Here is a 19,686-nt window from a genome sequence, read left to right as displayed (position 1 = left end):
GTGGCACCCATGAGGATAAGAAAATGGCGACAACCACCCTTGGGGTCAAACTCGACGACCCGACCCGCGAGCGCTTGAAGGCTGCCGCGACCTCCATTGATCGCACGCCCCACTGGCTGATCAAGCAGGCGATTTTCAATTACCTGGAGAAACTCGAGGGTGGTGCAACCCTGACCGAGCTCAACGGCTTGAGCACCAAGGACGCTGACGACGCAGGCGAAGTCCAGACCGACCACGCCCACCAGTGCTTCCTTGAGTTCGCCGAGAGCATCCTGCCGCAATCCGTGCTGCGCGCCTCGATCACCGCCGCTTACCGTCGCCCCGAGCCGGAAGTGGTGCCGATGCTGATCGAACAGGCCCGTCTGCCGGCACCGATGGCCGAAGCCACCAACAAGCTGGCCGCCTCGATCGCCGAAAAACTGCGTAACCAGAAAAGTGCCGGCGGCCGTGCCGGTATTGTTCAGGGCCTGCTGCAAGAATTTTCCCTGTCGTCCCAGGAAGGCGTGGCGCTGATGTGCCTGGCCGAGGCGCTGCTGCGCATCCCGGACAAGGGCACCCGCGACGCGCTGATCCGCGACAAGATCAGCACCGGCAACTGGCAGCCGCACCTGGGCAACAGCCCGTCGCTGTTCGTCAACGCCGCCACCTGGGGCCTGCTGCTGACCGGCAAACTGGTCGCCACCCACAATGAAGCCGGCCTGACATCGTCCCTGAGCCGCATCATTGGCAAGAGCGGCGAGCCGATGATCCGCAAGGGCGTCGACATGGCCATGCGCCTGATGGGCGAGCAGTTCGTCACCGGTGAAACCATCGCCGAAGCCCTGGCCAATGCGAGCAAGTTCGAAGCCAAGGGCTTCCGCTATTCCTACGACATGCTCGGTGAAGCCGCCCTCACCGAACACGATGCCCAGAAATACCTGGCCTCGTACGAACAAGCCATTCATTCCATCGGCAAAGCCTCCCACGGCCGTGGGATTTATGAAGGCCCGGGCATCTCCATCAAGCTGTCCGCCCTGCACCCACGCTACAGCCGTGCGCAGTACGAACGCGTGATGGATGAGCTGTACCCACGCCTGCTGTCCCTGACCCTGCTGGCCAAGCAATACGACATCGGTTTGAACATCGATGCCGAAGAAGCTGACCGCCTGGAGCTGTCGCTGGACCTGCTGGAGCGCCTGTGCTTCGAGCCGCAACTGACCGGCTGGAACGGCATCGGTTTCGTGATCCAGGCCTACCAGAAGCGTTGCCCGTATGTGATCGACTACGCCATCGACCTGGCGCGCCGCAGCCGCCACCGCCTGATGATCCGCCTGGTGAAAGGCGCGTACTGGGACAGCGAAATCAAGCGCGCCCAGGTCGAAGGCCTGGAAGGCTACCCGGTGTACACCCGCAAGGTGTACACCGACGTGTCCTACATTGCCTGCGCACGCAAACTGCTGTCGGTGCCGGAAGTCATCTACCCGCAGTTCGCCACGCATAACGCCCATACATTGTCGGCCATCTACCATATTGCCGGTCAGAACTATTACCCCGGCCAGTACGAGTTCCAATGCCTGCACGGCATGGGTGAACCGCTGTACGAGCAGGTGGTAGGCAAGGTTTCCGACGGCAAGCTAAACCGTCCATGCCGGGTGTACGCACCGGTCGGCACCCACGAAACATTGCTGGCCTACCTGGTACGTCGACTGCTGGAAAACGGCGCGAACACCTCGTTCGTCAACCGCATCGCCGACCAATCCATTTCGATCCAGGAACTGGTGGCCGACCCGGTAGCCAGCATCGAGCAGATGGCCACGCTGGAAGGCGGCTTCGGCCTGCCGCACCCACGCATCCCACTGCCGCGTGACCTCTATGGCAGCGACCGCGCCAACTCGGCCGGTATCGACCTGGCCAACGAACACCGCCTGGCGTCGCTGTCCTGCGCCTTGCTGGCCACCGCTCACAACAACTGGAAAGCCGCGCCGATGCTCGGCTGCGCCTCCAGCGAGCAGCCCGCAGCACCGGTACTGAACCCGTCCGACCTGCGTGACGTGGTCGGTCATGTGCAAGAAGCCACCGTTCAAGACGTCGACAACGCTATCCAGTGCGCCATCAGCGCCGGCCCGATCTGGCAGGCCACCCCGCCCGCCGAGCGCGCTGCGATCCTGGAACGCGCCGCCGACCTGATGGAAGGAGAGATCCAGCCACTGATGGGCCTGCTGGCTCGCGAAGCTGGCAAGACCTTCGCCAACGCCATCGCCGAAGTGCGTGAAGCCGTGGACTTCCTGCGCTACTACGCGGTACAGGCACGCAACGATTTCACCAACGATGCCCACCGCCCACTGGGCCCGGTGGTCTGCATCAGCCCGTGGAACTTCCCGCTGGCGATTTTCAGCGGTCAAGTGGCGGCCGCACTGGCCGCCGGCAACCCGGTACTGGCCAAGCCTGCCGAACAGACTCCGCTGGTCGCCGCACAAGCCGTGCGCATCCTGCTGGAAGCCGGCATTCCGGAAGGCGTGCTGCAACTGCTGCCGGGCCAGGGCGAAACCGTCGGTGCCCGCCTGGTCGGCGATGATCGCGTCAAAGGCGTGATGTTCACCGGCTCCACCGAAGTGGCGCGCCTGCTGCAACGCAATGTCGCCGGTCGCCTGGACGCCCAGGGCCGTCCGATCCCGCTGATCGCCGAGACCGGTGGCCAGAACGCCATGATCGTCGACTCCTCCGCGCTGACCGAACAAGTGGTCATCGACGTGGTGTCCTCGGCCTTCGACAGCGCCGGCCAACGTTGCTCGGCCCTGCGCGTACTGTGCCTGCAGGAAGATTCGGCAGACCGTGTCATCGAAATGCTCAAGGGCGCCATGGCGGAATGCCGCTTGGGCAACCCGGAGCGCCTGTCGGTAGACATCGGCCCGGTGATCGACGCCGAAGCCAAGGCCGGCATCGAGAAACACATCCAGGCCATGCGCGACAAAGGCCGCAATGTGTATCAGGTGGCGATTGCCGACGGCGAAGAGATCAAGCGCGGCACCTTCGTGATGCCTACCCTGATCGAACTGGAAAGCTTCGATGAACTGCAACGGGAGATCTTCGGCCCGGTGCTGCACGTGGTGCGCTACAAGCGCAAAGAGATCGACCAGCTCATCGGCCAGATCAATGCGTCGGGCTACGGCCTGACATTGGGCGTGCACACCCGCATCGACGAGACCATCGCCAAGGTGATCGACAACGTCAATGCCGGTAACGTCTATGTGAACCGCAACATCGTGGGTGCCGTGGTGGGCGTGCAACCGTTCGGCGGCGAAGGCCTGTCGGGCACCGGCCCGAAAGCCGGTGGCCCGCTGTACCTGTACCGCCTGCTGTCGACACGTCCTACCGATGCGATCGAGCAATCCTTCGTTCGCGGCGACGCACTGGCCGCGCCGGACGTGCGCCTGCGTGATGCCATGAGCCAACCGCTGACCGCGCTCAAAACCTGGGCCGACAGCAATAAGTTCAGCGACCTGAGCGCCCTGTGCAGCCAGTTCGCCGCACAGTCGCAAAGCGGTATCACCCGCCAACTGGCCGGCCCGACCGGCGAACGCAACAGCTACGCCATCCTGCCCCGCGAGCACGTGCTGTGCCTGGCGGAAGTGGAAGGCGATCTGCTGACGCAACTGGCCGCGGTATTGGCCGTGGGTGGTTCGGCGGTATGGCCAGAGACTGACCTGACCAAGGCCTTGTTCCCACGCCTGCCGAAAGAGATTCAGGCGAAGATCAAGCGCGTGGCCGACTGGACCAAGGACGACGTGGTGTTTGATGCGGTTCTGCACCACGGCGATTCCGACCAGTTGCGTGCGGTGTGCCAGCAAGTGGCACAGCGTGGTGGCGCGATTGTCGGAGTGCATGGTTTGTCGCAAGGCGAGACAGCGATTGCGCTGGAGCGTTTGGTGATCGAGCGTGCGTTGAGCGTCAACACCGCTGCTGCGGGCGGTAACGCCAGCCTGATGACCATCGGCTAACTGCCAGAATGTGATTAACCCTGTAGGAGCCGGCTTGCCGGCGATGGCGACGGGTCAGCGACAGAGATGTCGACTGGCGCGGCCTCATCGCACGCAAGCCAGCTCCCACATTTACGGCTCACTGCCTCCCATCCGCGTTTTGCCCCTCCATCACCCAGATCAATCTTGCTATCCAGCCTCTATTCGCGCACTTAGACTCGGCCCTATTCCCACATAGGTAAGCCGCCATGTCCGAGACGCTGCTCAGTTCCCGCAATCTGGCTTTCGAGCTGTACGAAGTCCTTGATGCCGAAGGCCTGACCCAGCGCGAGCGGTTTGCCGAGCACAATCGCGAGACCTTCGATGCCGCCATCAACACCGCGCGCAGCATTGCGGAAAAGTATTTCGCGCCGCATAACCGCAAAAATGACGAAAACGAACCGCGCTTTGAGGACGGCAAAGCAATCCTCATCCCTGAAGTAAAACCCGCCGTGGATGCCTTCCTCGAAGCCGGTTTCCTCAACGCTGCCCGCAGTTTCGAGGCCGGTGGCATGCAGTTGCCAACGCTGTTGTCCCAGGCCTGCTTCGCGCATTTCCAGTCGGCGAACGCCGCATCCACGTCCTACCCGTTCCTGACCATGGGCGCCGCCAACCTGATTGAAAGCTTCGGCACCGACGATCAGAAACAACGCTTCCTGCAACCGATGATCGACGGCCGTTTCTTCGGCACGATGGCGCTCACCGAACCCCATGCGGGCTCGTCACTGTCGGATATTCGTACACGCGCAGAACCCGCGGCTGACGGCACTTATCGTCTCAAGGGCAACAAAATCTTCATCTCGGGCGGCGACCACCCGCTGTCGGAAAACATCGTGCACATGGTGCTGGCCAAGCTGCCGGACGCACCGCCAGGGGTAAAAGGCATCTCACTGTTTATCGTGCCCAAGTTCCTGGTCAACGACGACGGCAGCCTGGGCGCACGTAACGACGTGTTGCTGGCGGGCCTGTTCCACAAGATGGGCTGGCGCGGCACCACGTCCACTGCGCTGAACTTCGGCGATAACGGCAACTGCGTTGGCTACTTGGTGGGCAAACCGCACCAAGGCTTGAGCTGTATGTTCCAGATGATGAACGAGGCGCGCATCGGCGTGGGCATGGGCGCGGTAATGCTCGGCTACGCCGGCTACCTCTATTCCTTGGAATACGCCCGCGAACGCCCGCAAGGCCGCCTGCCTGACAGCAAAGACCCTACAACGGCACCCGTCTCGATCATTCAGCACGCCGACATCAAACGCATGCTGCTGACCCAAAAAGCCTACGTCGAAGGTGCGTTCGACCTAGGCCTTTACGCCGCGCGCCTGTTCGACGACACCACCACCCTGGCGACCGAAGCCGAACGCAAGCAAGCCCACGAACTACTGGATTTGCTTACGCCCATCGTCAAATCCTGGCCGTCAGAGTTCTGCCTCAAGGCCAACGAACTGGCGATCCAAATTCTCGGCGGCCACGGGTACACCCGCGAATACCCGGTGGAACAGTACTACCGCGACAACCGCCTGAACCCGATTCATGAAGGCACCCATGGCATTCAATCCCTGGATTTGCTAGGGCGCAAGCTGGCGCAAAACGGCGGCGCGGGCTTGAAACAACTGATCAGGCTGATCGCCGAAACCGGCGCCCGCGCCCAGGAATACCCGAGCCTGACCGCGCTGAGGGAACCACTGGAACAATTGGTCAACCGCCTGCAAAGCGTGACCCTCGGCCTGCTGACGGACCTCGCCCAAGGCAAGGTCAACAGCAGCCTGGCGAACTCGGCGTTGTACTTGAAAGTATTCGGGCACACGGTGATCGGCTGGCGTTGGCTGGAGCAAGCGATCCGCGCCGAAGAAGGGCTGGCCAAAGGGAATGCGGCCGACATGGCCTTCTATAAAGGCAAGCTCCAGGCCGCCCGGTACTTCCTGACCTGGGAAGTACCGGGCTGCCATCATGAACTGGCGATTCTGGAGGCACGCGACGATACGTGCCTGGGGATGCAGGATGAGTGGTTCTAAGGCTGTCCGATCGCCTTGGAAATCACATCGACCGTGGCGCTGACTTGCTCTTGGTAACGGTCGAGTTCCTGTTGGTGAGCCTGTTGCATTTCGATTTGCTCGGCGCACAGGTTCAGCGCGGCCAGTACCAGTAATTTGTCACCGATCAGCGTCGGGTACTTTTTCTTGGTGGTGGCCAGGGAGGCCTTGAGCATGGTCACGGCGTGCATCAGGGTCAGTTCTTCCCCGGCTGGCGCCTTGATCGAGTAATCCTCTCCGAGAATCGAAACGACCTTTATCCCTTCGTTCATGCGCTGACAGGCCCTGCACTCACACGCTCAACCAGCGCCTGGATACGCGCGGCGGTGGCGCTGTGTTTTTCTTCCTGTTCCATCAGGTTCAGTTGCAGGCTGTCGTTTTCATCCTTGGCGCGGGCCAGATCGGCCTTGAGGGATTCGTTGCTGCCCAGCAGGTCCTGATTCTGCTGTACCAGGTCGCTGACCAGTTGTTCCAATTGGCTGAGGGATGCTTCTAACATTTTGATTTCTCGGGCTTTTTCAAAGGGCGGTGACGATAAAGAAAATTCACCTCGGATGCCAGGGTTATCCCCGGCGCACAGCCCGTTTTTTAAGGGCCGGGCCGTACTTTCGAGCCTTAGTGACTGCATTTCCCGGATCTGGTTCCTGAATCCGCCCAACCCCTCGTCAGATGCGACAAAAGCGCGCGCCCCCTTAAGACTTTAGTCGCATGGCCGATAGGAGATGCACACCCCGTCTCATGGCCGCACGGATCGCGCTTCTCCCCAGGACTCCCGCATGTCACTTCGTAATATGAATATCGCCCCGAGGGCCTTCCTCGGCTTCGCGTTTATTGGTGCGTTGATGTTGTTTCTCGGTGTTTTCGCCCTGAACCAGATGAGCAAGATCCGCGCCGCCACCGAAGACATCACCCTGACCAGCGTGCCGAGCATTCGCGCCCTCGACGAGTTCACCCAACTGACCCTGCGCCTGCGGGTGCTGTCGTACCGCTTGCTGACCAACCGCGAACCGGATGTTCAGCAAAAGACCCTCGAAGCGTTCGATGTGCGCAACCAGCAGATCCGCACGGCCCAGGGCATCTACGAGAAGCTGATCGACAGCAGCGAAGAGCGCGCGACCTACGATGAGTATGTACGCCTGCTCGGCCAGTACCATCAGATCGAAGCGCGCATGAAGAGCCTGTCCCAGGCCAATCAAGTTGAAGAGCTGCGCGCCTTGCTCAACACCGAACTGCTGGCCAACTCCGAACAGGTCAACGCCGTGCTGACGCGCCTGGTGGACATCAATAACAAGATGGCCAACGCCACCAACCAGCAAGCCGAAGACCAGTACAACATGGCCTTTGACCTGGTCGTGGGCCTGCTGGTTGTCGCCACCGTGCTGACACTGCTGTTCGCCTGGCTGCTGACCCGTAGCATTACCCAGCCCATCTCCCAGGCGCTTGAAGCGGCGGAAGAAGTCGCCGAAGGCAACCTGACGCGCCCGATCAAGGTCGACGGCAACGACGAAGCCGGCCGCCTGCTGGCTGCCATGGCCAAGATGCAGGACAAGCTGCGCGACACCCTGCAACGCATCGCCGGGTCCGCCACCCAGTTGGCGTCTGCTGCCGAGGAGCTGAACGCCGTCACCGACGAAAGCGCCCGTGGCCTGACCCAGCAGAACAATGAAATTGAACAAGCCGCCACCGCTGTCAACGAGATGACCAGCGCGGTGGAAGAAGTCGCACGCAACGCGGTGAGCACCTCCGAAGCCTCGCGCAACGCCACCACCTCCGCCGGTGATGGCCGCGACCTGGTGCAGGAAACCGTCAGCGCGATCGAGCGCATGAGCGGCGATGTGCAAGCCACGGCGACCTTGATTGGCGATCTGGCCAACGAGTCCCGGGATATCGGCAAGGTGCTGGATGTGATTCGCGGCCTGGCCGACCAGACCAACCTGCTGGCCCTGAACGCCGCCATTGAAGCCGCCCGCGCCGGTGAAGCCGGCCGAGGGTTTGCCGTAGTGGCCGACGAGGTCCGTGCACTGGCCCATCGCACCCAGCAGTCCACCAGCGAAATCGAGCGGATGATCGGTAGCATTCAGGCCGGCACCGAGCATGCGGTGGATTCGATGCGCAACAGCACCGAGCGCGCGGAATCGACTTTGAATATCGCCAAAGGTGCAGGGCTATCCCTGGACACCATCAACACGGCCATCGTCGAGATCAACGAACGCAACCTGGTCATCGCCAGCGCGGCAGAAGAGCAGGCGCAGGTCGCGCGGGAAGTGGACCGCAACCTGGTGAACATCCGCGATCTGTCGGTGCAGTCGGCGACCGGCGCCAGCCAGACCAGTGCAGCCAGCAGCGAGCTGTCGCGCCTGGCAGTGGACCTGAACGGGATGGTCGGACGCTTCCGCCTCTGAAACCGACGCCGATCCCCTGGGGGAGCTGGCTTGCCTGCGATGGCGGTGGGCCAGCCTGCATCTCTTTAACTGGCAGACCGCTATCGCAGGCAAGCCAGCTCCCACATGGATCACTCCCACATTAGATCGACGTATGCCCTTAAAAGCTTTTTGACAGCGCAGCAATTCAACAGGTTAGAATCGCTGGCACGCAGACTGCATGGTCAGTTTGCGTCTCGTCCTTATTGCTCATGGAGTACTGCCTTTGAATGCGACGACCATCAACAGCCTGTTCTTGATCGGCGCGTTGCTGGTGGGTGCGAGCATTCTGGTGAGTTCTCTTTCGTCCCGCCTGGGGATCCCCATCCTGGTGATCATCCTGGCCGTGGGCATGGTCGCCGGCGTCGACGGCGGCGGCATCATCTTCGACAACTACCCGACCGCCTATCTGGTGGGCAACCTCGCACTGGCCGTGATCCTGCTCGACGGCGGCCTGCGTACCCGGGTGGCGAGTTTCCGCGTGGCACTCTGGCCGGCGCTGTCGCTGGCCACGGTGGGGGTGTTGATTACCACCGGCCTCACCGGCATGGCGGCCGCCTGGCTGTTTAACCTCAATATCATTCAAGGCCTGCTGATCGGCGCCATCGTCGGCTCCACGGACGCCGCGGCGGTGTTCTCGTTGCTCGGCGGCAAGGGCCTGAACGAACGGGTCACCGCCAGCCTGGAAATCGAGTCCGGCAGCAACGACCCGATGGCAGTGTTCCTCACCGTCACCCTCATCGACATGCTCGCCAGCGGCCAGACCGGCCTGCACTGGAGCCTGCTGACCCACCTGGTGCGCGAGTTCGGCATCGGTGGCATCGTCGGCCTGGGCGGCGGCTGGCTGATGCTGCAGATGGTCAACCGGATCAACCTGGCCACCGGCCTGTACCCGATCCTGGTGATCGCCGGCGGCCTGGTGGTGTTCGCCCTGACCAACGCCCTGCACGGCAGCGGCTTCCTCGCCGTGTACCTGTGCGGCCTGGTGATCGGCAACCGCCCGGTGCGCAGCCGCCACGGTATTCTGCATATGCTCGACGGCATGGCCTGGCTGGCACAGATCGGCATGTTTTTGGTGCTGGGCCTGTTGGTCACGCCCCATGACCTGCTGCCGATTGCCCTGCCGGCCCTGGGCCTGGCGCTGTGGATGATTCTGTTTGCGCGGCCGCTGTCGGTGATGGTCGGCCTGCTGCCGTTCAAGGCGTTCCATGGTCGCGAAAAAGCCTTTATCGCATGGGTCGGTCTGCGTGGCGCGGTCCCGATCATTTTGGCGGTGTTCCCGCTGATGGCCGGCCTGCCCCACGCACAGCTGTACTTCAACCTGGCGTTCTTTATCGTGCTGGTCTCCCTATTGGTGCAAGGCACCAGCCTGCCGTGGGTGGCCAAGCTGCTGAAAGTGACCGTACCGCCAGACCCGGCGCCGATCTCCCGCGCAGCCCTGGAAGTGCACGTCACCAGCGAGTGGGAGCTGTTCGTCTACCGCCTGGGTGCGGAAAAATGGTGCATCGGCGCAGCCCTGCGCGAGCTGAAAATGCCCGAAGGCACGCGGATCGCGGCACTGTTCCGTGGCCAGCAACTGCTCCACCCGTCGGGTAGTACCGTGCTGGAAGTCGGCGACCTGCTCTGCGTGATCGGCCACGAACATAACCTGCCGGCCCTGGGCAAACTGTTCAGCCAGGCTCCGCAACGCGGTCTGGACCTGCGCTTCTTCGGCGACTTCGTACTCGAAGGCGACGCCCAGCTGGGCGCGGTTTCCGCCTTGTACGGCCTGAAGCTGGAAGGTATCGACCCGGACATGCCATTGAGCAGTTTCATTACCCAGAAAGTCGGCGGCGCGCCCATCGTCGGCGACCAGGTGGAATGGAACAACACCATCTGGACCGTCGCGGTCATGGACGGGAACAAGATCGGCAAAGTCGGCGTCAGATTCCCCGAAGGAAGTCGCCCGGGCCCCGGACTCTTCCTCTAAACTGCGGAGCGACAATTCGCTCCCTTTTCTTCATTTTGCTCGACCGGTCTCTATGCCAACCCTGCGCACGTTTCTCGCCACTGCCCTGCTGGGCCTGACCCTTTGTGTCGGCACCGTTCACGCGGCCGACCCGCCCAGTGCCGACGCTATCCAGCAAACCCTGGACAAGCTGCCCGACCGCAAGCTGCCCGATGCCGACATGAAGGCGCTGCAAACCATCCTGCAGCAAACCCTGACGTACCTGGGCAACAAGCAGGATTACGAGCAGCGCCTGGTCGACCTCAAGCGCCAACTGGAAGACGCGCCGCGCCAGACCACCGAGAACCAGCGAGAACTGGTAAGGCTCAAGGCCACCAAAGTCATTCCGGTTGCCCAGCGTTACGCCACCCTGCCGGTGCCACAGCTTGAGCAATTGCTGGTGCAGCGCACCACTCAGCAAGGCGACCTGCAAAAAGACCTGGCCGACGCCAACAGCCTGACCATCGCCGCGCAGACCCGCCCGGAACGCGCCCAGACCGAAATCAGCAGCAGCCAGACCCGCATCCTGCAGATCAATTCGATCCTCAAGGTCGGCAAGGACAACGGCAAAACCCTCAGCGGCGACCAGCGCAACCAGCTCAACGCCGAACTCGCCGCGCTCAACGCCCTGATCCCGCTGCGCCGCCAGGAACTGGCCGGCAACAGCCAACTGCAAGACCTGGGCAACAGCCAGCATGACCTGGTGGTGGAAAAGACTGCACGCCTGGAACAAGAGATCCAGGACCTGCAAACCCTGATCAACCAGAAACGCCTGGCTCAGTCCCAGCAGACCGTGACCCAGCAGTCCATCGAGGCGCAAAAGGCCGGGGGCAGCAGCCTGTTGGCCACCGAAAGCGCGGCCAACCTGAAGCTCTCCGACTACCTGCTCAAAAGCACCGACCGCCTCAACGACCTGACCCAGAAGAACCTGCAGACCAAGCAGCAACTGGACACCGTGACCCAGAGTGATTCCGCCCTGGACGAGCAGATCAACGTACTCAAGGGCAGCCTGCTGCTGTCCAAGATCCTCTACAAGCAGAAGCAGGCCCTGCCGCGCCTCACCGTGGACCGCGACCTGGCGGACGACATTGCCAACATTCGCCTGTACCAGTTCGAGGTCAACCAGCAACGCGAGCTGATCAGCTCACCCAGCACCTATGTGGATAACCTGCTGGCCAACCAGCCACCGGATGACGTGACCCCGCAATTGCGCCGCACCCTGCTGGAACTGGCGATCACCCGCAGCGACCTGCTGGAGCGCCTGAGCCGTGAACTGAGCGCACTGCTCAATGAATCCATCACCTTGCAGCTCAACCAGAAACAGTTGCTCAGCACCGCCACGACCCTGCGGGCGACGCTGGATGAGCAGATGTTCTGGATCCCCAGCAACAAGCCGCTGGACACCGAGTGGCTGGAAACCGTGCCGGCGCACCTGAGCAAACAAGTCACCACCCTGCCCTGGGCCTCCAGCGTCAGCGAACTGTACGACGGCCTGACCCAACGCCCGCTGCTGTTCCTGCCACTGCTGCTGTTGATTGGCGCATTGTTGTGGCGGCGCAAGAACCTGTATCAACGCCTGAACAAAGTCCACCAGGACATCGGCCACTTCAAGCGCGACAGCCAGTGGCACACGCCCCAGGCCATCCTGATCAACATCTTGCTGGCCATGCCGGTGGCCTTGGGCCTGGCACTGTGCGGCTACGCGCTGCAGATCGACGCCCGTGGGCAAAACGCCAACCTGGGCGCAGCGCTGCTGCAGATCGCCCAGGCGTGGATGGTGTTCTACACCGCCTACCGCATCCTCGCGCCGGGCGGCGTGGCCGAACTGCACTTCCGTTGGGAAAAACCCCAGGTCGAATTCCTGCAAGGCTGGGTGCGCAAGCTCGGCCTGGTGGTACTGGCCCTGGTGGCCGTGGTGGCCATCGCCGAGCACCAACCGGCCGCGCTGGCCGACGACGTGCTGGGCATCGGCGTGGTGCTGACCTGCTACGCACTGATGGCCTGGCTGCTGGGTCGCTTGCTGCTGAACAGCCCGACCCACGAAAAAGCCTCGTTGTTCCGCAAGGCGGTGGGCCTGCTGTTTACCGCCCTGCCCATCGCGCTGTTTGTCGCCGTGTGTTTCGGCTACTACTACACCGCGCTCAAGCTCAGCGACCGCTTGATCAACACCCTGTACCTGCTGATGTTCTGGCTGGTGATCGAAGCCACCTTCGTCCGTGGCCTGGGCGTCGCCGCACGGCGCCTGGCTTATGCCCGCGCCCTGGCCAAGCGCCAGGCGGCCAAGGAAGCCGGCGACGGTGAAGCAGTGATCGAAGAACCGACCCTGGACATCGAGCAGGTCAACGAACAGTCCATGCGCCTGATCCGCCTGGCCCTGCTCGGCGGCTTTATCGCGGCGCTGTACTGGGTGTGGAAAGACCTGATCACCGTGTTCTCCTACCTGGACAACGTGACCCTCTACGAATACACCAGCGGCACCGGCGCCAATATCAGCATGGTGCCGATCAGCATCGGCGACTTGCTCGGTGCGTCGATCATCGTCGGCATCACCTTTGCCCTGGCGCGCAACTTGCCCGGTTTGCTGGAAGTGTTGGTACTGTCCAAGCTGGACCTGGCCCAGGGCAGTGCCTATGCGACCACCACGCTGCTGTCCTATGTGATTGCCGGCGTGGGCTTCGTGTCCACCCTGTCCACCCTCGGCGTGAGTTGGGACAAGTTGCAATGGCTGGTGGCGGCGCTGTCGGTGGGGTTGGGCTTCGGCATGCAGGAGATCTTCGCCAACTTCATCTCCGGCATCATGATCCTGTTCGAGCGCCCGGTGCGGATTGGCGACACCATCACCATCGGCAACCTGTCGGGCACGGTGAGCAAGATCCGCATCCGCGCCACCACCATCACCGACTTCGACCGCAAGGACATCATTGTCCCGAACAAGACCTTCATCACCGGGCAGTTGATCAACTGGTCGCTGACCGACACCATCACCCGCGTCACCCTGAAACTTGGCGTGGACTACGGCTCCGACCTGGACCGCGTGAAGGAACTGCTGCTCAAGGCCGCCCGCGATAACCCACGGGTACTCAAGGAGCCGGAACCCCACGTGTACTTCCTCAACTTCGGCGAAAGCACCCTCGACCACGAACTGCGCATGCACGTGCGCGACCTGGGCGACCGCAACCCGGTGATCGACGAAGTGAACCGCTTCATCAACCGCGAGTTCAAGAAAGAGCACATCAACATTTCGTTCCGCCAGATGGAGGTCTACCTCAAGAACCTCCATGGCCAGGAATACAAACTGGTGGAAGTCGACACCCCGGCCAAGCCCGCCAACGACGGCGGCGTGCAGGAACCACCGCCGAGCAAACTCGACTAACCGCGCTATCCCCAGCAGAATGCTCGGACATTCTGCTGGAGATGGCCGGTGAAAGCCCTCGACGAACTGACCTTCGACAACCGCTTCGCACGCCTGGGCGACGCGTTCTCGACCCACGTATTGCCTGAACCCCTCGATAACCCACGCCTGGTCGTGGCGAGCGAGGCTGCCATGGGCCTGCTCGACCTTGACCCGGCCGTGGCCGAAACACCGGTATTTGCCGAGCTGTTTGGCGGCCACAAACTGTGGGCCGAGGCGGAACCGCGGGCGATGGTCTATTCCGGGCATCAGTTCGGTGGCTACACCCCGCAATTGGGCGACGGCCGTGGCCTGTTGCTGGGCGAGGTGTACAACGCGGTCGGCGAGCACTGGGACTTGCACCTCAAGGGCGCTGGCATGACGCCTTACTCACGCATGGGCGATGGCCGCGCCGTGTTGCGCTCCTCGATCCGCGAGTTCCTCGCCTCCGAAGCGCTGCACGCGCTGGGCATCCCCAGCAGCCGCGCGCTGTGCGTGATCGGCTCCGACACCCCGGTATGGCGCGAGAAACAGGAACGCGGCGCGATGGTGCTGCGCATGGCGCCCAGCCATATCCGCTTCGGGCATTTCGAATATTTCTACTACACCAAGAAGCCCGAACAGCAGGCGCTTCTGGCCGAGCACGTATTGAACCTGCACTACACCGAGTGCCGCGAACAGCCCGAGCCGTACCTGGCGATGTTCCGCGAAATCGTCGAACGCAATGCCGAGCTGATCGCCAAGTGGCAGGCATACGGTTTTTGCCACGGCGTGATGAACACCGACAACATGTCGATCCTCGGCATCACCTTCGACTTCGGGCCGTTTGCGTTTCTGGATGACTTTGACGCGCACTTCGTCTGCAACCACTCGGACCATGAAGGGCGCTATTCCTTCAGCAATCAGGTGCCGATCGGGCAGTGGAACCTCAGCGCACTCGCACAGGCATTGACGCCGTTTATCAGCGTCGATGCGTTGAAAGAAGCGCTGGGGCTGTACCTGCCGCTGTACCAGGCGAACTACCTGGACTTGATGCGGCGCCGACTGGGGCTGACCACCGCCGAAGAGGATGACCAGCAGTTGGTAGAGCGCTTATTGAAGCTGATGCAGAACAGCGGCGTGGACTACACCCTGTTCTTCCGGCGCCTGGGGGATGAATCGGCGGCGCTGGCCGTGGCGCGGTTGCGTGATGACTTTGTCGACCTGGCCGGGTTTGACGCCTGGGCCGAGCAGTACAAGGCACGCGTTGCACGGGATGGTGACTACAGCGAGGAACAGCGCCGTGCGCGAATGCATGCGGTGAACCCGCTGTATATCTTGCGCAACTACCTGGCGCAAAACGCTATCGCGGCTGCCGAGTCCGGGGATTACAGCGAGGTGCGGCGACTGCATGAGGTGCTCTCCAAGCCATTCGAGGAGCAAGCGGGGATGGAGCAATACGCACAACGGCCACCGGATTGGGGCAAGCATTTGGAAATCAGCTGTTCGTCCTAAGCAGACGTTCACCCAGCGCTTCGATCACCGTCAGATGAACATATCCACCGGCACCTTGAAGAACTCCGCCAGCCAACGAATCTGCCGAACGTTGAGCTGGCGTTTTCCACTCAGTATTTCCGAAACAACCGATTGAGCGCCGACTCCAGGCAAGTCACTTTGTGTCAAACCATGCTCCTGCATCATTGACCGTAATACGTCGACACCGCTCGCTTCGGGCATTGGCCAATGCTCCACGTCATAGGCCTCAACCCAATCACCGATGATATCGACCAGCCCCATCAGCGGATGGGCTTCATCCTCGCCAACGATATCCAACAACTCATCCAGCGCTGCCACCAGAACATCGTAGTCAGCCTCGGTTTTAGGCTTGCGCAGCAGAGGCGCCACGTATTGCCAATGCTCAGCTACTTGCTCGATCAATGCTGTCACTGCACTTACTCCTTCCACTTACCCTGGTCATATTCCCGGTGGTCCAGCACGTGCCGGATATAGAGGCGTTGCATTCGATAGCGCACAACCGCAATGAGCCGTAATTTGTTGCCACCGATATTGAAGACGTGCAACGCGCCTACCTTGTCCAATGCGGGGAAAACCGATCTCAACGCTGCAAAATCCTCAGGGCTGATGACTTTGACCTTCCGATACCACTCATCCAATGCACTGGCCGAATAGGGCCATTTTTCCTTGGCATTTCGAATTTGCTTTGCACTGATCACTCGCATGCAACATCCCTATCGCATCTTGCTATGAAGGTTAATCCCGAACGCCAACTATCGCAATTTGCTATAGCCTCGAACGGACCAATGGTGCTTTGTCGAACACGCCTTCAGAGCCTAGATAGACAAACGCAATCGCCACCGAAAAATCTGTGAGCATATGCAACGCCAACCTGAACTTGATAATGCTCGGAAACGACTCCAAATAAGACCTTCCTGGTCTGTTTTGTTGGAGCCTCCATGTCCGAACCTCTTGTCATCCCCTGCCCCCATTGCAACGGCCTCAACCGCATCCCCGGCGAACGCCTGGGTGATGCGCCCAAGTGCGGACGCTGCAAGCAGCCGGTGTTGTTGAACAAGCCGTTTGAGCTGAAACAAGGCGACTACGCCAGCCAGATCGAGGGCGATCTGCCGTTGCTGGTGGATGTATGGGCTGATTGGTGTGGGCCGTGTAAATCGTTTGCGCCGGTGTTTGAGCAGGCCGCTGGCCAGTTGGCGGGCAAGTGCAGGCTGGCCAAGCTCGACAGCGAGGCGAATCAGCAGTTGTCCGCGCAGTTGGGGATTCGCTCGATCCCTAGTTTGATTCTGTTCAAGAACGGCCGCGAAGTGGCGCGCCAGAGTGGGGCATTTCCGTTGCCACAACTGATGAGCTGGCTGCGTAGCCAAGGCGTGTAAACAGATCAATTGTAGGAGCCGGCTCGCCGGCGATAGCGATCTCGAGGCAGCCATCGCCGGCAAGCCGGCTCCTACAGGGGAGTGGGCTGCCTTTGAGGTCAGGCGTTTTCCAGCAGGTTGTGCAACTCCACAAACTGCTGCGTCAGCTTGTGCCGTGGGTCCAGGTGGATCAGCGGCTTGCTCTCCTGGTGCGACTCACGCATGCGCACGGAACTGGCCAGGTACACCGGTAGCACCGGCAACCCCTCTGCAATCAGCTCATCGAGCATCTGCTGCGGCAAACTCGCCCGGGCCTGGAACTGGTTGACCACGATGCCTTCCACTTCGAGGCCTTCGTTGTGGTCTTCCTTCAATTCTTCGATTTCTGCCAGCAGCCCATAGAGGGCCTGGCGCGAAAAGCTGTCGCAATCGAAGGGGATCAGCACACGATCAGCGGCAATTAATGCAGAAACCGCATAGAAGTTCAGCGCTGGCGGGGTGTCGAGGTAGATCCGGTCGTAATCCTCACTCAGATCATCCAGCAGCTTTCGCAGCTTGTTGATCTTGTGCTTGGCCTCGAGCTTGGGCTGCAGGTCTGCCAACTCCGGGGTCGCGGTGATGACGTGCAGGTTGTCGAACGGGGTTTCGTAGATGTCGACCTTGTTCTTCTTGGAAAACGGCCCGGAAGACAGGGTTTGCTTGAAAAAATCCGCGATCCCCATGGGGATATCGTCGCCAGTCAAGCCAGTGAGGTACTGGGTTGAGTTGGCTTGTGCATCGAGGTCCACCAATAGGGTTCGATAACCTTCGCTGGCGCTGACAGCCGCCAGGTTGCAGGCAATGCTGGACTTGCCAACGCCGCCTTTCTGATTGAACACCACACGCCGCATGGAAAAACCTCCGTGTATCAATGAATGTCCGAGTGTAGAGGGCAAAAGCGCCTGTTAGCTACCTCGTTCATCCATGCACTGCTGCATCAGCGGTCCTTTATGCTTCCACTGTCATACGTCACCGACAGATTAAAAGGAACGGTCCGACAATCCAGTCAGGCCCTTGGTAAAGGACAATCTGTAAATCTTTCCAAGCAAATTGTAATCAGCCGTGAACAAATCTTTACCAAAGTTTGCTAGAACCCCACGGCACCGGGATAATGCGCGCCATTCGGCCATTGCTCCCTGTCCCGGTATTCGGGGCCAACAGCCGCACATGGAAGCCCGCAGGGGCGGGATAACTTCTCAGTGATCACTTTCAACATCGCCCAATGGCGCGCCTGGGCCCCTGGGCTCGAAAGCGCGGACGACTGGCATGCCTGGTGCCGGAACCCGGTGTTGCTGCACGACAACCAAGCCTGCCCCGACGTGTCATTCCTGCCGGCCATGCAGCGCCGTCGCCTGAGCCGCCTGGCCCGCATGGCGTTCAGCGTGGGCTGGCCACTGGCCGATGGCCTGCAGGACCTGCCGCTGGTGTTCATATCCCGTCACGGCGAAACCCCGCGCACCCTCGACATCCTCACGGACCTGGCCAACGACCAGCCGCTGTCGCCGACCCAGTTCAGCCTGTCGGTGCACAATGCGGTAATTGGCCTGTGGTCGATCCTGCGCAACGAAACCAGCGAAATGACCGCCCTCGCCGCCGCAGGCGACGGCCTGGAACACGGCATGCTCGAGGCCGCCGCCCTGCTCAACGACGGCGCCCCGGCCGTCTTGCTGGTGATCACCGAAGAACAGCCGCCCGAGGCCTATGCCAGCTGGATCCACGACGTGCCGTTCCCCTACGCCCTCGGCCTGCTGCTCACACCGGGCGACGAGTGGCAGCTGGAACTCGGCACCGGCACTGTCCAACCCACTCAAACCCAGTGGCCTCACGCCCTGAACCTGCTGCGCACCCTGCTCACCGAACAGGTCGCCTGCCAACATGCCTGGAAGAACCGCGTATGGAACTGGCAACGCAAGCCCTGACCGATAAACCCCGGGACGCCTACTACTGGCGCCTGTTCGCCACCGCCGCCAGCTTTGCGCTGTTCGGCTTCGGCGGGCTGTGCCTGCGTTTGCTGGTGTTTCCACTGCTCAGTTGCCTGCTGGGGGACGCTGCAAAACATCGCCGCCGCGCCCGCCACACGATCAGTTGGCTGTTCTGGCTGTTCATCCGCCTGATGCAGCGCGTCGGCGTGTTGACCTACAGCGTCGAAGGCGCGGAAAACCTCGGCCGTCCGGGCCAGATGATCATTGCCAACCACCCGTCGCTGATCGATGTGGTGTTCCTGATCGGCCTGGTGCGCCAGGCCAACTGCGTGGTCAAGCAGAGCCTGTGGCAGAACCCCTTTACCCGCGGCCCCGTGCGCGAAGCCGGTTATATCAGCAACGACGGCAGCGCCGAGATGCTCGACGCCGCCGCCGACGCCCTGCGCACGGGCCAGACCCTGATCATCTTTCCCGAAGGCACCCGCACCACGCCCGGCGCAGCGCCTGCCTTTCATCGTGGCGGCGCCGCCATCGCGCTGCGGGGTGCGACAATCATCACCCCCGTGGTGATCAAGGTCAGCCCGACCACGCTGACCAAGGCCGAACCCTGGTATCGCATCCCAAAATGCCGCGTGCACTTCAGTTTGCGGGTGGGTGCCGATATAGAACCACAGGCGTTCGCCGCAATGGGCCCCGCGCCCCAGGCTTCACGCAAGCTCAACGATTACCTGCATCACTATTTTATTAAGGAGCTCGCCGAAGATGAGCGACAGACACCGCCTTGAGCACGACATAAAGACGCTGATCATCGAGGCCCTGGGCCTGGAAGACATCAGCGCCGACGACATCGGCAGCGAGCAGACCCTGTTCGGCGAAGGCCTGGGCCTGGATTCGGTAGATGCCCTGGAGTTGGGCCTGGCGATCCAGAAAAAGTACGGCATCAAGATCGATGCCGACGCCAAGGACACTCGCAATCACTTCACCAACGTGGCCAGCCTCGCGGCATTCGTCACGGCCAGACAGGCAGCTTGAGAC

At 61.6% G+C, this 19,686-nt stretch carries 15 protein-coding genes and 1 pseudogene; 11 read left to right on the top strand and 5 right to left on the bottom strand.

The genetic code is table 11. The features are described from left to right. The first annotated feature begins 23 nt into the window (after positions 1-23). Both putA and AC07OV_RS25140 read left to right on the top strand, forming a co-directional pair. On the top strand, positions 24-3,977 hold the full coding sequence (gene putA / locus AC07OV_RS25145; protein WP_495093190.1) for a trifunctional transcriptional regulator/proline dehydrogenase/L-glutamate gamma-semialdehyde dehydrogenase: 3,954 nt from the start codon (positions 24-26) through the stop codon (positions 3,975-3,977). 227 nt (positions 3,978-4,204) lie between these two features. Next, positions 4,205-6,007 carry an acyl-CoA dehydrogenase gene (locus tag AC07OV_RS25140; protein WP_494998590.1) on the top strand — a complete coding sequence of 601 codons (1,803 nt, stop codon included), beginning with the start codon at positions 4,205-4,207 and terminating at the stop codon, positions 6,005-6,007. Here the strand turns inward: AC07OV_RS25140 and AC07OV_RS25135 are convergent. Together AC07OV_RS25135 and AC07OV_RS25130 are read right to left on the bottom strand one after the other, a co-directional pair. Continuing rightward, positions 6,004-6,297 (bottom strand): cell division protein ZapA, encoded by a 294-nt coding sequence (locus AC07OV_RS25135; protein ID WP_176997197.1) that lies wholly within the window; start codon positions 6,295-6,297, stop codon positions 6,004-6,006. The two genes, AC07OV_RS25140 and AC07OV_RS25135, sit on opposite strands and share 4 nt — an antisense overlap. Next, complete coding sequence (locus AC07OV_RS25130) at positions 6,294-6,524, bottom strand: hypothetical protein (protein WP_495093189.1); 231 nt, start codon at positions 6,522-6,524, stop codon at positions 6,294-6,296. Before AC07OV_RS25130 ends, AC07OV_RS25135 begins: the two co-directional genes overlap by 4 nt. A gap of 223 nt (positions 6,525-6,747) precedes the next feature. Here AC07OV_RS25130 and AC07OV_RS25125 point away from each other — a divergent pair. From AC07OV_RS25125 to selO, 5 genes and pseudogenes are all read left to right on the top strand, one after another. Next, positions 6,748-7,524: pseudogene (locus AC07OV_RS25125) on the top strand (MCP four helix bundle domain-containing protein); the annotation flags it as partial. Positions 7,525-7,554: 30 nt separating this feature from the next. Next, complete coding sequence (locus AC07OV_RS25120; protein WP_370004714.1) at positions 7,555-8,427, top strand: methyl-accepting chemotaxis protein; 873 nt, start codon at positions 7,555-7,557, stop codon at positions 8,425-8,427. Positions 8,428-8,671: 244 nt separating this feature from the next. Next, positions 8,672-10,414, top strand: a complete 1,743-nt coding sequence (locus tag AC07OV_RS25115; protein WP_176997200.1) for a potassium/proton antiporter — start codon at positions 8,672-8,674, stop codon at positions 10,412-10,414. A gap of 52 nt (positions 10,415-10,466) precedes the next feature. Continuing rightward, the gene (mscK, locus tag AC07OV_RS25110; RefSeq protein WP_176997201.1) at positions 10,467-13,805 is read left to right on the top strand and encodes a mechanosensitive channel MscK; all 3,339 of its coding nucleotides are present in this window, start codon (positions 10,467-10,469) and stop codon (positions 13,803-13,805) included. Between the two features lie 48 nt (positions 13,806-13,853). After that, the gene (selO, locus tag AC07OV_RS25105) at positions 13,854-15,317 is read left to right on the top strand and encodes a protein adenylyltransferase SelO (RefSeq protein ID WP_495093188.1); all 1,464 of its coding nucleotides are present in this window, start codon (positions 13,854-13,856) and stop codon (positions 15,315-15,317) included. 30 nt (positions 15,318-15,347) lie between these two features. Here the strand turns inward: selO and AC07OV_RS25100 are convergent, their stop codons facing one another. Together AC07OV_RS25100 and AC07OV_RS25095 are read right to left on the bottom strand one after the other, a co-directional pair. After that, on the bottom strand, positions 15,348-15,749 hold the full coding sequence (locus tag AC07OV_RS25100; protein ID WP_176997203.1) for a helix-turn-helix domain-containing protein: 402 nt from the start codon (positions 15,747-15,749) through the stop codon (positions 15,348-15,350). 5 nt (positions 15,750-15,754) lie between these two features. Continuing rightward, positions 15,755-16,042, bottom strand: a complete 288-nt coding sequence (locus AC07OV_RS25095) for a type II toxin-antitoxin system HigB family toxin (protein WP_495093187.1) — start codon at positions 16,040-16,042, stop codon at positions 15,755-15,757. Between the two features lie 234 nt (positions 16,043-16,276). Here AC07OV_RS25095 and trxC point away from each other — a divergent pair, with 234 nt between their 5' ends. Next, positions 16,277-16,711, top strand: coding sequence for a thioredoxin TrxC (trxC, locus tag AC07OV_RS25090; RefSeq protein WP_495093186.1), 435 nt, complete (start codon positions 16,277-16,279; stop codon positions 16,709-16,711). Between the two features lie 98 nt (positions 16,712-16,809). On the opposite strand, the gene AC07OV_RS25085 is transcribed toward trxC, so the two are convergent. Further along, positions 16,810-17,580, bottom strand: coding sequence for a ParA family protein (locus AC07OV_RS25085; RefSeq protein WP_028615448.1), 771 nt, complete (start codon positions 17,578-17,580; stop codon positions 16,810-16,812). 348 nt (positions 17,581-17,928) lie between these two features. Between AC07OV_RS25085 and AC07OV_RS25080 the strand changes: the two genes are divergently transcribed. The 3 genes from AC07OV_RS25080 to AC07OV_RS25070 are packed head-to-tail and all read left to right on the top strand — an operon-like array spanning position 17,929 to position 19,683. Then, entirely contained in the window at positions 17,929-18,648 is a 720-nt protein-coding gene (locus AC07OV_RS25080) for a beta-ketoacyl synthase chain length factor (RefSeq protein WP_494998586.1), read from the top strand. Then, positions 18,624-19,436: a lysophospholipid acyltransferase family protein gene (locus AC07OV_RS25075; protein WP_495093185.1), complete on the top strand. Its 813-nt coding sequence runs from the start codon at positions 18,624-18,626 to the stop codon at positions 19,434-19,436. Before AC07OV_RS25080 ends, AC07OV_RS25075 begins: the two co-directional genes overlap by 25 nt. After that, on the top strand, positions 19,414-19,683 hold the full coding sequence (locus AC07OV_RS25070; protein WP_176997206.1) for a phosphopantetheine-binding protein: 270 nt from the start codon (positions 19,414-19,416) through the stop codon (positions 19,681-19,683). The genes AC07OV_RS25075 and AC07OV_RS25070 overlap by 23 nt, the downstream gene beginning before the upstream one ends. The last annotated feature ends 3 nt before the right edge of the window (positions 19,684-19,686 follow it).

Source organism: Pseudomonas sp. GW821-FHT09A09, assembly GCF_059418405.1.
This window is presented reverse-complemented; position numbering and strand designations above follow the sequence as displayed.